Annotated in this window: 12 protein-coding genes, 1 tRNA gene and 1 pseudogene; 12 read left to right on the top strand and 2 right to left on the bottom strand. The window is 58.6% G+C overall.

Translation table 11 applies throughout. From position 1 onward, the window contains the following. Window positions 1-54: 54 nt before the first annotated feature. Window positions 55-139, bottom strand: a tRNA-Leu gene (locus tag ACZZZP_RS17970). Window positions 140-248: 109 nt separating this feature from the next. Here ACZZZP_RS17970 and queA point away from each other — a divergent pair. The 6 genes from queA (at window position 249) to ACZZZP_RS17940 (ending at window position 6,362) form a co-directional block, all read left to right on the top strand. Beyond that, window positions 249-1,298, top strand: coding sequence for a tRNA preQ1(34) S-adenosylmethionine ribosyltransferase-isomerase QueA (gene queA, locus ACZZZP_RS17965; protein ID WP_463383636.1), 1,050 nt, complete (start codon window positions 249-251; stop codon window positions 1,296-1,298). A gap of 14 nt (window positions 1,299-1,312) precedes the next feature. After that, complete coding sequence (gene tgt, locus ACZZZP_RS17960; RefSeq protein ID WP_206000611.1) at window positions 1,313-2,428, top strand: tRNA guanosine(34) transglycosylase Tgt; 1,116 nt, start codon at window positions 1,313-1,315, stop codon at window positions 2,426-2,428. 39 nt (window positions 2,429-2,467) lie between these two features. Then, window positions 2,468-2,809, top strand: coding sequence for a preprotein translocase subunit YajC (yajC, locus tag ACZZZP_RS17955; RefSeq protein WP_122452563.1), 342 nt, complete (start codon window positions 2,468-2,470; stop codon window positions 2,807-2,809). A 64-nt stretch (window positions 2,810-2,873) separates the two neighbouring features. Then, complete coding sequence (gene secD, locus ACZZZP_RS17950; protein WP_463383635.1) at window positions 2,874-4,742, top strand: protein translocase subunit SecD; 1,869 nt, start codon at window positions 2,874-2,876, stop codon at window positions 4,740-4,742. Window positions 4,743-4,751: 9 nt separating this feature from the next. Continuing rightward, complete coding sequence (gene secF / locus ACZZZP_RS17945) at window positions 4,752-5,663, top strand: protein translocase subunit SecF (protein WP_122494111.1); 912 nt, start codon at window positions 4,752-4,754, stop codon at window positions 5,661-5,663. Between the two features lie 144 nt (window positions 5,664-5,807). Then, on the top strand, window positions 5,808-6,362 hold the full coding sequence (locus tag ACZZZP_RS17940; RefSeq protein WP_122494110.1) for a glycine zipper 2TM domain-containing protein: 555 nt from the start codon (window positions 5,808-5,810) through the stop codon (window positions 6,360-6,362). Window positions 6,363-6,440: 78 nt separating this feature from the next. On the opposite strand, the gene suhB is transcribed toward ACZZZP_RS17940, so the two are convergent. Then, window positions 6,441-7,256: a type III secretion system regulator SuhB gene (suhB, locus tag ACZZZP_RS17935; protein WP_122494109.1), complete on the bottom strand. Its 816-nt coding sequence runs from the start codon at window positions 7,254-7,256 to the stop codon at window positions 6,441-6,443. Between the two features lie 144 nt (window positions 7,257-7,400). Here suhB and trmJ point away from each other — a divergent pair, with 144 nt between their 5' ends. The 6 genes and pseudogenes from trmJ to iscA all read left to right on the top strand — a co-directional run bounded on the left by trmJ (window position 7,401) and on the right by iscA (window position 11,637). Further along, the gene (trmJ, locus tag ACZZZP_RS17930; RefSeq protein WP_122494108.1) at window positions 7,401-8,180 is read left to right on the top strand and encodes a tRNA (cytosine(32)/uridine(32)-2'-O)-methyltransferase TrmJ; all 780 of its coding nucleotides are present in this window, start codon (window positions 7,401-7,403) and stop codon (window positions 8,178-8,180) included. Next, a pseudogene (cysE, locus tag ACZZZP_RS17925) lies at window positions 8,173-8,953 on the top strand (serine O-acetyltransferase). The gene trmJ and the pseudogene cysE overlap by 8 nt, the downstream one beginning before the upstream one ends. A 141-nt stretch (window positions 8,954-9,094) precedes the next feature. Then, window positions 9,095-9,586 (top strand): Fe-S cluster assembly transcriptional regulator IscR, encoded by a 492-nt coding sequence (iscR, locus tag ACZZZP_RS17920; protein WP_122452570.1) that lies wholly within the window; start codon window positions 9,095-9,097, stop codon window positions 9,584-9,586. 45 nt (window positions 9,587-9,631) lie between these two features. Beyond that, window positions 9,632-10,846 (top strand): IscS subfamily cysteine desulfurase, encoded by a 1,215-nt coding sequence (locus tag ACZZZP_RS17915; RefSeq protein WP_122494106.1) that lies wholly within the window; start codon window positions 9,632-9,634, stop codon window positions 10,844-10,846. Window positions 10,847-10,896: 50 nt separating this feature from the next. Then, window positions 10,897-11,283: a Fe-S cluster assembly scaffold IscU gene (gene iscU / locus ACZZZP_RS17910; RefSeq protein ID WP_108095972.1), complete on the top strand. Its 387-nt coding sequence runs from the start codon at window positions 10,897-10,899 to the stop codon at window positions 11,281-11,283. Between the two features lie 30 nt (window positions 11,284-11,313). Next, window positions 11,314-11,637, top strand: a complete 324-nt coding sequence (gene iscA / locus ACZZZP_RS17905; RefSeq protein ID WP_122494105.1) for an iron-sulfur cluster assembly protein IscA — start codon at window positions 11,314-11,316, stop codon at window positions 11,635-11,637. The last annotated feature ends 4 nt before the right edge of the window (window positions 11,638-11,641 follow it).

Here is an 11,641-nt window from a genome sequence, read left to right as displayed (position 1 = left end):
TAAATCGCAGGCATAAAAAAAAGGCCTTGCTTAGCAAGGCCTTTCTAATGTGCTTGGTGCCCCGGGGGAGACTCGAACTCCCACTCCTTTCGAAAACGGATTTTGAATCCGCCGCGTCTACCAATTCCGCCACCAGGGCACATAGGGCGCGCAGTATAGGGAGAGGTTTGCGTGTGGTCAACGGGGTCGCGTGGTGAATTTTGCGTATTTCCGTTAAACTTCGCGCCCCTGAAAAATGACCTCCCACCATGCGTGTTGCCGATTTCAATTTCGAGCTGCCAGACGCCCTGATTGCGCGTCACCCCTTGGCCGAGCGCCAGGGCAGCCGCCTGCTTTGCCTCGACGGCCCGACCGGTGCATTGGCGCACCGTCAGTTTTCCGATTTGTTGGAATACCTGCGTCCGGGCGACTTGATGGTGTTCAACAACACCCGCGTCATCCCCGCGCGCTTGTTTGGCCAGAAGGCCTCTGGCGGCAAGTTGGAAGTGCTGGTGGAGCGCGTGCTGGACAACCGCCGCGTGCTCGCCCACGTGCGCTCAAGCAAATCCCCAAAGCCGGGTTCGACCATTCTCATCGATGGCGGCGCTGAAGCGCAGATGCTCGCGCGCCACGATGCGTTGTTCGAGCTGGGCTTCAACGAAGACGTATTGCCCCTGCTTGAGCGCGTCGGCCATATGCCGTTGCCTCCTTATATAGATCGCCCTGACGACAGCGCCGACCGCGAGCGTTATCAGACCGTGTACGCCGAGCGTGCCGGTGCCGTGGCGGCGCCTACCGCCGGGCTGCATTTCGATCAGCCGCTGCTAGAAGCCATTCGCGCGAAGGGTGTGGTGACGGCGTTCGTTACGTTGCACGTTGGCGCTGGCACCTTCCAGCCGGTGCGCGTGAAAAAGATCGAAGACCACCACATGCATAACGAGTGGCTGGAGGTGACCGAAGAGGTGGTCGGCGCCGTTACCGCCTGCCGCGCGCGCGGCGGTCGGGTGATTGCAGTGGGCACCACCAGCGTGCGCTCGCTGGAAAGCGCGGCGCGCGATGGTCAGCTCAAACCTTTCAGTGGCGACACCGACATCTTCATCTACCCAGGCCGGCCGTTTCATGTGGTCGACGCCTTGGTGACCAATTTCCATTTGCCGGAATCGACATTGCTGATGCTGGTTTCCGCATTTGCCGGCTACCCGCAAACCATGGCGGCCTACGCCACGGCCATTGCCGAGGGTTACCGATTCTTCAGTTACGGTGATGCCATGTTCATTACCCGCAACCCCGCCGCGCGCGGACCCGAGGAGCACGCATGAGCCGCACCTGCCGCATGACGTTCGAACTGCTGGCCACCGATGGCAAAGCCCGCCGTGGTCGCCTGACCTTCCCGCGTGGCGTCGTCGAAACGCCGGCATTCATGCCGGTGGGCACCTATGGCACGGTGAAGGGCATGCTGCCGCGCGACATCGAAGCGATTGGCGCGCAGATGATCCTCGGCAATACCTTCCACCTGTGGCTGCGCCCCGGCATGGAAGTCATCAAACAGCACGGCGACCTGCATGACTTTATGCAGTGGAAAGGTCCGATCCTCACCGACTCCGGTGGCTTTCAGGTGTTCAGCCTGGGCGCCATGCGCAAGATCAAGGAAGAGGGCGTGACCTTCGCCTCGCCGGTCAACGGCAGCAAAGTGTTCATGGGCCCGGAAGAATCGATGCAAGTGCAGCGCGATCTCGGTTCCGACGTGGTGATGATTTTTGACGAGTGCACGCCGTATCCGGCCGACCTCGACGTAGCGCGCACCTCCATGGAACTGTCGCTGCGCTGGGCCAAGCGTTCGAAGATTGCCCATGGTGACAACACTGCCGCACTGTTCGGCATCGTTCAGGGCGGCATGCACCAGGACTTGCGCATGCGCTCGCTGGAAGGCCTCAGCGAAATCGGCTTCGACGGCTTGGCCATCGGCGGCTTGTCGGTCGGCGAGCCGAAGGAAGAGATGATTCGCGTGCTGGACTACCTACCAGGGCAGATGCCGGCGGACAAACCGCGTTACCTCATGGGTGTTGGCAAGCCTGAAGACCTGGTCGAAGGTGTGCGCCGTGGTGTGGATATGTTCGACTGCGTGATGCCCACGCGTAACGCGCGCAATGGTCATCTGTTCGTTGATACCGGGGTTCTGAAAATCCGCAATTCGGCTCATAAGCAAGACAACAGCACGCTTGATCCGACCTGCGATTGCTACACCTGCCAGAACTTCTCCCGGGCCTATTTGCACCACTTGGATAAGTGCGACGAAATGCTCGGTAGCATGTTGAATACCATCCACAATTTGCGTCATTACCAGCGCCTGATGGCTGGTTTGCGCGAGGCTATTCAACAGGGTACATTGGCCGCCTTCGTCGATTCCTTCTACGCCCGGCGCGGGCTCACCACACCGCCGCTGGACTGATCGTTCACCTTATAAAAGAATCTTTAACAGGAGTTTTACATGGGCTTTTTCATTTCCGATGCGCTCGCTGAAACGGCACCAGCCGCTGCTGCTGGCCCGGTGGGCGGCGACAGCATGTCGATCATTTTCCTGGTCGGCTTCATGGTCATTTTCTACCTCATGATCTGGCGTCCCCAGGCCAAGCGCGCGAAAGAGCAGAAGAACCTGCTGAGCAATTTGCAGAAGGGCGACGAAGTGGTCACCTCCGGTGGCATCGCCGGCAAGATCACCAAAGTGACTGACGATTTCGTGGTCATCGAAGTATCCGACACCGTTGAACTGAAAATTCAGAAAGGCGCCATTGGTGCCACGCTGCCCAAGGGCACGCTGAAAGCCATCTAAACTCCACCATTTTTACCATTCGACGGGGCGCTAAAGGCGCCCCGCGTCATAAGCGGGCGGCGTCATGCTGAACAAATACCCTCTGTGGAAATACCTGCTGATCGTCGCGGTTCTGGTGATCGGCTTCATTTACTCTGCGCCGAACTTGTACCCGGATGACCCGGCTGTACAGATCAGCGGTGCCAGCACCGCATTGCAGGTCGGCCAGGCTGACCTGGACCGCGCGAGCAAGGCGCTGACCGACGCAGGTATCGAGGTCAAAGCGGCCACCTTGGCTGCGCAGGGGAAGGGCGGTCTGATCCGTCTGGTTAAGAAAGAACAGCAACTGCCGGCCAAAGACGTCATTCGCAAAACGATGGGCGACGACTACGTGGTGGCGTTGAACCTGGCCCAAACCACGCCGACCTGGCTGCGCAACCTGGGCGCCAGCCCAATGAAGCTGGGTCTGGACTTGTCCGGTGGCGTGCACTTCCTGTTGGAAGTGGACATGGACAAAGCGCTGGACGCGCGCCGCAAAGTGTACGAAGGCGATGTGAAGAGCCTGCTGCGCAAAGAGCGCGTGAAATACCGCAGTTTGCCCGAGCAAGATGGCGCCATTCAGTTGGGCTTCAGTGACGATGAGTCGCTGAGCAAAGCGAAAACACTGATCCGCAAAGATTTCACAGATTTCCAGGTGACCGAAGTCGAACGCAATGGCATGCAAGTGCTGCGTCTGGAAATGACCCCAGCCAAGCTGGCTGAAATTCGCGAATACTCGATCAAGCAGAACTTGACCACGGTTCGTAACCGCGTCAACGAACTGGGCGTGGCCGAACCGCTGGTTCAGCGCCAGGGTGCCAACCGCATCGTGGTTGAGCTGCCAGGCGTGCAAGACACTGCCGAGGCCAAACGTATTCTCGGTAAAACCGCCAACCTGGAGTTCCGTCTGGCGGCTGGCCCTGATGCGACCAAGGCGACCACTGAGTCGTTTGAGTTCCGCGAGCCGGGTCGTCCGGCTGTGCCGTTGGAGCGTGGCTTGATCATCACCGGTGATCAGGTGACCGACGCCTCGGCCAGCTTCGATGAGAACGGCCGTCCGCAAGTGAACATCCGTCTCGACGGCCATGGCGGCGAATTGATGAGCCGCGCTACGCGCAGCAACGTCGGTCGCAGCATGGCGGTGATCTTTATCGAGCAGAAGCCGACCACGCGCTACACCAAGCAAATGGTCAACGGTGTCGAGCAAGACGTAGCGGTTCAGACGTTTAAAGAAGAGAAGAAAATCATCAGCCTGGCGACCATTCAGTCGCCACTGGGCAGCCAGTTCCGTATCACCGGCTTGGAAGGCAAGGGCGAGTCGTCTGAACTGGCTCTGCTGCTGCGTGCTGGTGGTTTGGCGGCGCCGATGTACTTCGCTGAAGAACGCACCATCGGCCCAAGCTTGGGTGCGGACAACATCACCAAAGGTATCGATGCTTCGCTGTGGGGCATGCTGCTGGTGTCGCTGTTCATCATCTGCATCTACCGCTTCTTTGGTGTGCTGGCCACTGTGGCACTGGCGTTCAACATGGTCATGCTGCTGGCGCTGATGTCGCTGCTGGGCGCCACGCTGACCCTGCCAGGTATCGCCGGTATCGTGCTGACCATGGGTATGGCGGTGGACGCCAACGTGCTGATTTTCTCGCGGATACGTGAAGAGATTGCCAATGGCATGTCGGTACAGCGCGCGATTCACGAAGGTTTCGACCGCGCCTATGCCGCGATTCTCGACGCCAACCTGACCACGCTGTTGGTCGGCGGCATCCTGTTTGCCATGGGTACCGGGCCGATCAAAGGCTTCGCGGTGACCATGTCGCTGGGTATCGTCACTTCGATGTTCACCGCCATCATGGTTACCCGCGGCATGGTTAACCTGATTTTCGGTGGTCGTGACTTCAAGAAGTTGTGGATTTAAGGGGCCGCTATGAAACGTACGATTAAGTTTATGGCCGTGCGCAACATCGCGTTCGGCTTCACCTTGGTGCTCACCGCGATTGCGCTGTTCAGCCTGTTCACCAAAGGTCTCAACTACGGCCTGGATTTCACCGGCGGTACGCTCATCGAGCTGACTTACGAGCGCGACGCCAACCTGCTGCAAGTGCGTGAAGAACTGCAAAAGGCCGGCTTCAACGATGCCGTTGTGCAGAGCTTCGGCGCTGCGAACGAATTGCTGGTGCGCATGCCGGGCGATGATCCGCAACTGGGCACACGCGTCGCCGATGCGCTGCGTGCGGTAGACGGTGATAACCCGGCGACCGTGAAGCGCGTTGAATTCGTCGGCCCGCAGGTCGGTGAAGAACTACGCGACCAGGGCGGCCTGGGCATGTTGCTGGCCTTGGGCGGCATCATGCTGTACCTGGCTTTCCGCTTTCAGTGGAAGTTCGGTCTGGGCGCCATCGCCTCGCTGATTCACGACGTAATCGTGGCCATGGGTGTGATCTCGTACTTCCAGATCACGTTCGACCTGACTGTGCTGGCGGCGGTACTGGCGATCATCGGTTACTCGCTCAACGACACCATCGTGGTATTCGATCGTGTGCGGGAAAACTTCCGTGTGCTGCGTAAAGCCACGCTGGTCGAGAACATCGACATTTCCACCACGCAAACCCTGCTGCGCACCATGGCAACGTCGATTTCGACCTTGCTGGCTATCGGCGCGTTGCTGGTCTGGGGTGGCGATAACCTTTACGGTTTCTCGATTACGCTGTTTATCGGCGTGTTGGCGGGTACTTACTCGTCGATCTACATCGCCAACGTCGTGCTGATCTGGCTGAACCTGAGTGTCGAAGACCTTATTCCGCCAGTGTCTTCAGAAGAGGTAGACGAACGCCCATAAGGCGCTTTGTCGACCAGACCGCGATGGTGCTGAGCAGCCCATCGCGGTTTTTTTTCGTCGGCAATTTTGAACTGGCTGTAGGAAAAAGACTCCAAGGCTAGGAGAAAGGCGCTACGGCGTCTCGGTGTAAACCAGGAGGTTCAAGTGAACAAGTCGATGCTAGTTGGTGCGGTGCTGGGCGCGGTAGGTGTTACCGCCGGAGGTGCTGTTGCAACTTACAGCTTGGTGGGTGGCGGTCCTGAATACGCGCAAGTGCTCGCGGTGGAACCGATCAACGAAACCATCAAGACTCCGCGGCAAGTTTGCAAAGATGTAACCGTCACTCGGCAAAAACCGGTCAAGGATCAACATCAAATCGTGGGTAGCGTATTGGGCGCTGTGGCAGGTGGTCTGCTCGGTAACCAGGTTGGCGGCGGTAACGGCAAGAAAATTGCCACCGTAGCGGGTGCGGTTGGCGGCGGTTATGCCGGTAACAAGGTGCAGGAAAACATGCAGTCCAATGACACCTATACCACCACCGAAACCAAGTGCAATACGGTCACCGACACCAGCGACAAGCTGGTCGGCTACAACGTGAAGTACCAGTTGAAAGACAAAGTGGGTCAGGTGCGGATGGATCGTGATCCGGGCAGCCAAATTCCGGTCGATGAAAAAACCGGTCAGCTGATTCTGGGTCAGAACCAGCCCGTCCAGCAGTAAGAAAAAAGCGTCCTTCGGGGCGCTTTTTTTCGCCCATAAAAAAACCGGCGCTTGGCCGGTTTTTTATTGTTCTTAGGCTTAGCGTTTTTGCTGAGCCGACAGGTGCGGCTGAATGGCCGTCAACACTGCCTTAAAGCATTTGGTGTTGCCGGCTACCACGTGGCCCTTTTCCAGGAATTCGTGGCCACCAGTGAAGTCGCTGACCAAACCGCCAGCTTCCTGAATCAGCAGCACGCCTGCGGCCATGTCCCATTCGGACAGGCCCGCTTCCCAGAATGCATCGAAACGACCGGCGGCCACGTACGCCAAGTCCAGACTGGCAGCGCCGGCGCGGCGAATGCCGGCGGTTTGGCCGACCAGGCTGCGGAACATGCCGAGGTAATTGTCGAGGCCGTCCATTTGGTCGTCGCGGAACGGGAAGCCGGTGCCGAGCAGGGCGCCTTCGAGGCTGGTGCGACCGCTAACGCGCAAGCGGCGGCCGTTCAGCTGAGCGCCACGGCCACGGCTGGCGGTGAATTCTTCTTGGCGGACTGGGTCGAGCACGACGGCGTGTTCCAGGCGGCCACGGTATTTGCAGGCAATGCTGACCGCGAAGTGCGGGATGCCGCGCAGGAAGTTGGTGGTGCCGTCTAGTGGGTCGATGATCCAGAGGTAGTCTTCGCCGTCGCCACTGCCGGCGTGCAGGCCGGTTTCTTCGCCGAGGATGGCGTGGGTTGGGTAGGCTTTGCGCAGCGCGGTGATGATGCTGGTTTCAGCGGCGCGGTCCACTTCGGACACGTAGTCCTTGGCGTCTTTTTCGTCGACCTTGATGGTGTCCAGGCGCTCGATGGAGCGGAAGATCAGTTCACTGGCGCTGCGGGCGGCGCGCAGCGCGATATTCAGCATAGGCTGCATGGAGGGTCACCTGGGTCGTTAAAGAAAGCCGAGCATTCTAACAGAAAACCATAGATGAAGAAGGCCCACCTGGCGTGCGCATGGTGTTTGCCGGGGTGCTTCTGTAAGATTTGCCTCCCTTTGTTGTCCGTGTGAGCGCTTTCGTTGCTGGAAAATATCCGCGTCGTTTTGGTCAATACCAGTCATCCCGGCAATATCGGCGGCGCCGCGCGGGCGATGAAAAACATGGGCTTGTCGCGCCTGGTGTTGGTCGATCCGCAAGACTTTCCCAGCCATGAAGCCAGTGCACGGGCCTCCGGTGCCGATGGCATTCTTGAGGCCGCGCAAGTCGTCGCCACGCTGGAAGAGGCGCTGGTCGGTTGCACGCTTGTGCTGGGCACCAGTGCCCGCGATCGTCGTATGCCATGGCCGATGCTGGATCCGCGCGAATGTGGCGTGCACGCCGTGGAGCGCGCTGCCGAGGGTGGTGACGTAGCCCTGGTTTTTGGTCGCGAATATGCCGGCCTTACCAATGAAGAGCTGCAGCGCTGTCATTACCACGTTCACATTCCGTCCGATCCGGATTTCAGCTCGCTCAATCTCGCTGCCGCCGTGCAAGTGCTCGCTTATGAGGTACGCATGGCATGGCTTGCGAGTCAGGGGCAAAGCAAGCGCGCGGAAAAAACAGAAGTGGCGTCGCCGCGCAGCGAGCAGTTGTCGACCATGGACGAGTTAGAGCGGTTTTACGGTCATCTGGAAACGACGCTGGTGCAGATCGGTTTTCTCGACCCGGAAAACCCCCGGCATTTGATGTCGCGCTTGCGTCGGCTGTTTGCCCGTAGCGCGGTAAGTCAGTCGGAAATGAATATTCTGCGCGGCATTTTGACCGAGACTCAAAAAGCCGCTCGCGGTGAGCCACACAAGCGGAGAAGTGACGATGTTTGAGCGCGTACGAGAAGACATTCAAAGCGTATTCCACCGAGACCCGGCGGCGCGTAACGCTTTCGAAGTTCTGACGTGCTATCCGGGTCTGCACGCCATTTGGTTGCATCGCCTGTCTGGCTGGTTGTGGTTGGCCGGCTGGAAATGGCTGGCGCGCATGGTGTCGAACTTCGGTCGCTGGCTGACCGGCATCGAAATTCACCCGGGCGCCAAAATCGGCAAGCGCTTCTTTATTGACCACGGCATGGGCATCGTCATCGGCGAAACCGCCGAGATTGGCGACGACGTTACCCTTTATCAAGGCGTGACCCTGGGCGGCACCAGTTGGAACAAAGGCAAGCGTCACCCAACATTGGAAAACGGTGTGGTAGTGGGAGCGGGCGCCAAGGTGCTCGGGCCGTTCACGGTTGGCGCGAACGCCAAGGTTGGCTCCAATGCGGTGGTAACCAAGCCGGTGCCGGCCGGTGCGACGGTTGTCGGCATTCCGGGGCGCATCATCGTCAAGGCTGATGACGAAGCAGAAGCCAAGCGCCAGGCCATCGCCGAAAAGCTCGGGTTCGACGCTTATGGCGTCAGTCCTGACATGCCTCGATCCCGTGGCCAAAGCCATCGGCCAGATGCTGGATCACCTGCAGGCGGTAGACGGTCGCCTGGAAGGCATGTGCGAGGCGCTCAAGGCGCTGGGTAGCGATTATTGCGCGAAAGATCTGCCGACATTGCGTGACGAAGACTTCAACGACGTCTGCAAAGGTCTGGACGACAAGCCCGCCGCCTGACGCGCGCCGCTATGCGTTTTTTGCTATGATTCGCGCCCTCCATTTTGCGCAATCCCGAGTGTTTTAATCGGTCTTATAGTTGACCTAAATACTCGGGAATAGCATACTTACGGCATATTCAGTGATCTTGCGGTACAAGCCATGCGACTGACTACCAAAGGCCGTTACGCCGTGACCGCCATGCTCGATTTGGCACTTCATGCCCAGCATGGTCCGGTTTCTCTGGCGGATATTTCCGAGCGCCAGGGCATTTCCCTGTCGTATCTCGAGCAACTATTCGCCAAATTGCGTCGCGGAAATCTGGTTTCCAGTGTGCGTGGTCCCGGTGGCGGCTATCAGTTGTCCCGTGACATGGGCGGCATTCAGGTTGTGCAGGTGATCGACGCGGTGAACGAGTCGGTCGATGCCACGCGCTGCCAAGGCTTGAGCGGTTGCCACGATGGCGACACCTGTCTGACCCACCACTTGTGGTCCGACCTGAGCCAGCAAATTCACGAATTTCTTAGTGGTATCAGTTTGGCCGACCTTGTCACCCGTCACGAGGTGCAAGACATCGCCAGGCGCCAGGATCAGCGTCACTGCTCAGGCAGAACGCCACGCATGGATAAAATTGAAGCGTCCGCCATCGATTGAGTAGGGCGCCAGGCTGACCGGCCTACACCTGATTAGGAGACATCAATGAAATTGCCGATTTATCTCGATTACTCCGCGACTACACCGATTGATCCTCGTGTGGCGCAGAAAATGAGCGAATGCCTGTTGGTCGACGGTAACTTCGGTAACCCGGCCTCGCGCTCCCACGTGTTTGGCTGGAAAGCTGAAGAAGCCGTGGAAAACGGTCGCCGTCAGGTGGCTGAGTTGGTGAATGCCGACCCGCGCGAAATCGTCTGGACCTCCGGTGCCACCGAGTCGGACAACCTGGCAATCAAAGGTGTTGCGCACTTCTATAAGAGCAAGGGCAAACACATCATCACCTCGAAGATCGAGCACAAAGCCGTGCTCGATACCACGCGCCAACTTGAGCGCGAAGGCTTCGAAGTGACCTATCTCGACCCGCAGGAAGATGGCCTGATCACTCCGGCTATGATCGAAGCGGTGCTGCGTGAAGACACCATTCTGGTGTCGATCATGCACGTCAACAACGAGATCGGCGTTATCAACGACATCGCGGCCATTGGTGAGCTGACTCGCTCGCGCGGCGTGTTGTTCCACGTCGATGCGGCTCAGTCCACCGGCAAGGTCGATATCGATCTGAGCAAGCTGAAGGTCGATTTGATGTCCTTCTCGGCGCACAAAACCTATGGTCCTAAAGGCATCGGCGCCCTGTATGTCAGCCGTAAGCCACGTGTACGTCTTGAAGCTCAGACACACGGCGGCGGTCACGAGCGCGGCATGCGTTCGGGCACCTTGGCCACTCACCAAATCGTCGGCATGGGCGAAGCGTTCCGTATCGCCAAAGAAGAAATGGCTCAGGAAAACCAGCGCATCGCTGCCCTGAACGAGCGCTTCTTCAAGCAGGTCGACGGCCTGGAAGAGCTGTATGTGAACGGCAGCAGCACCGCTCGCGTGCCGCACAACCTGAACCTGAGCTTCAACTATGTGGAAGGCGAGTCGCTGATCATGGCGCTTAAAGACCTGGCGGTTTCGTCCGGTTCGGCCTGCACCTCGGCTTCCCTGGAGCCTTCGTATGTACTGCGCGCCCTGGGCCGCAACGACGAATTGGCACATAGCTCGATCCGTTTCACCTTCGGCCGTTTCACCACCGAAGAAGAAGTTGACTACGCCGCAGCCAAAGTACGCGAGGCAGTTACCAAACTGCGCGAGCTGTCGCCGCTGTGGGACATGTTTAAAGAAGGTGTCGATATTTCCAAAGTGGAATGGGCGGCACATTAATTAGCTGCCAATAAGAGCGGCACCTGCTCCTGATGAGAGAGAAATGAATCATGGCTTATAGCGAAAAGGTCATCGACCACTACGAGAACCCGCGCAACGTCGGCAAGATGGACGCGGAAGATCCTGATGTCGGCACCGGCATGGTCGGCGCGCCGGCGTGCGGCGACGTGATGCGTCTGCAGATCAAGGTTAACGATCAGGGCGTTATTGAAGACGCCAAGTTCAAAACCTACGGCTGCGGTTCGGCTATCGCCTCCAGCTCCCTCGCCACCGAGTGGATGAAGGGCAAAACCCTGGATGAAGCCGAAACCATCAAGAACACCCAGTTGGCTGAAGAGCTTGCTCTGCCACCGGTGAAGATCCACTGCTCGGTACTCGCCGAAGACGCCATCAAGGCGGCCGTTCGCGACTACAAGCAGAAGAAAGGCCTGCTCTAACCAGCAGTCGTTTGCGACTAAGGAGTTCTCATGGCTATCAGCATGACCGAAGCGGCGGCCCAACACGTACGCCGCTCCCTCGACGGGCGTGGCAAAGGTGACGGTATTCGCCTGGGTGTTCGCACCACCGGCTGCTCGGGCCTGGCCTACGTCCTGGAGTTTGTCGACGAAGCACAAGGCGAAGACCAGGTGTTCGAAAGTCACGGCGTGAAAGTGATCATCGACCCGAAAAGCCTGGTGTACCTCGACGGTACTGAACTGGACTTCGTCAAAGAAGGTTTGAACGAAGGCTTCAAGTTCAATAACCCTAACGTGCGCGGCGAATGTGGCTGCGGCGAGAGCTTCAACATCTGAGGCT

It is taken from the genome of Pseudomonas sp. AC211 (assembly GCF_979258055.1).
This window is presented reverse-complemented; position numbering and strand designations above follow the sequence as displayed.

Coding starts and splice junctions, on each gene's coding strand:
- queA (WP_463383636.1), top strand. CDS start 249: ATGCGTGTTGCCGATTTCAATTTCGAGCTGCCAGACGCCCTGATTGCG.
- tgt (WP_206000611.1), top strand. CDS start 1,313: ATGACGTTCGAACTGCTGGCCACCGATGGCAAAGCCCGCCGTGGTCGC.
- yajC (WP_122452563.1), top strand. CDS start 2,468: ATGGGCTTTTTCATTTCCGATGCGCTCGCTGAAACGGCACCAGCCGCT.
- secD (WP_463383635.1), top strand. CDS start 2,874: ATGCTGAACAAATACCCTCTGTGGAAATACCTGCTGATCGTCGCGGTT.
- secF (WP_122494111.1), top strand. CDS start 4,752: ATGAAACGTACGATTAAGTTTATGGCCGTGCGCAACATCGCGTTCGGC.
- suhB (WP_122494109.1), bottom strand. CDS start 7,256: ATGCAGCCTATGCTGAATATCGCGCTGCGCGCCGCCCGCAGCGCCAGT.
- iscR (WP_122452570.1), top strand. CDS start 9,095: ATGCGACTGACTACCAAAGGCCGTTACGCCGTGACCGCCATGCTCGAT.
- ACZZZP_RS17915 (WP_122494106.1), top strand. CDS start 9,632: ATGAAATTGCCGATTTATCTCGATTACTCCGCGACTACACCGATTGAT.
- iscU (WP_108095972.1), top strand. CDS start 10,897: ATGGCTTATAGCGAAAAGGTCATCGACCACTACGAGAACCCGCGCAAC.
- iscA (WP_122494105.1), top strand. CDS start 11,314: ATGGCTATCAGCATGACCGAAGCGGCGGCCCAACACGTACGCCGCTCC.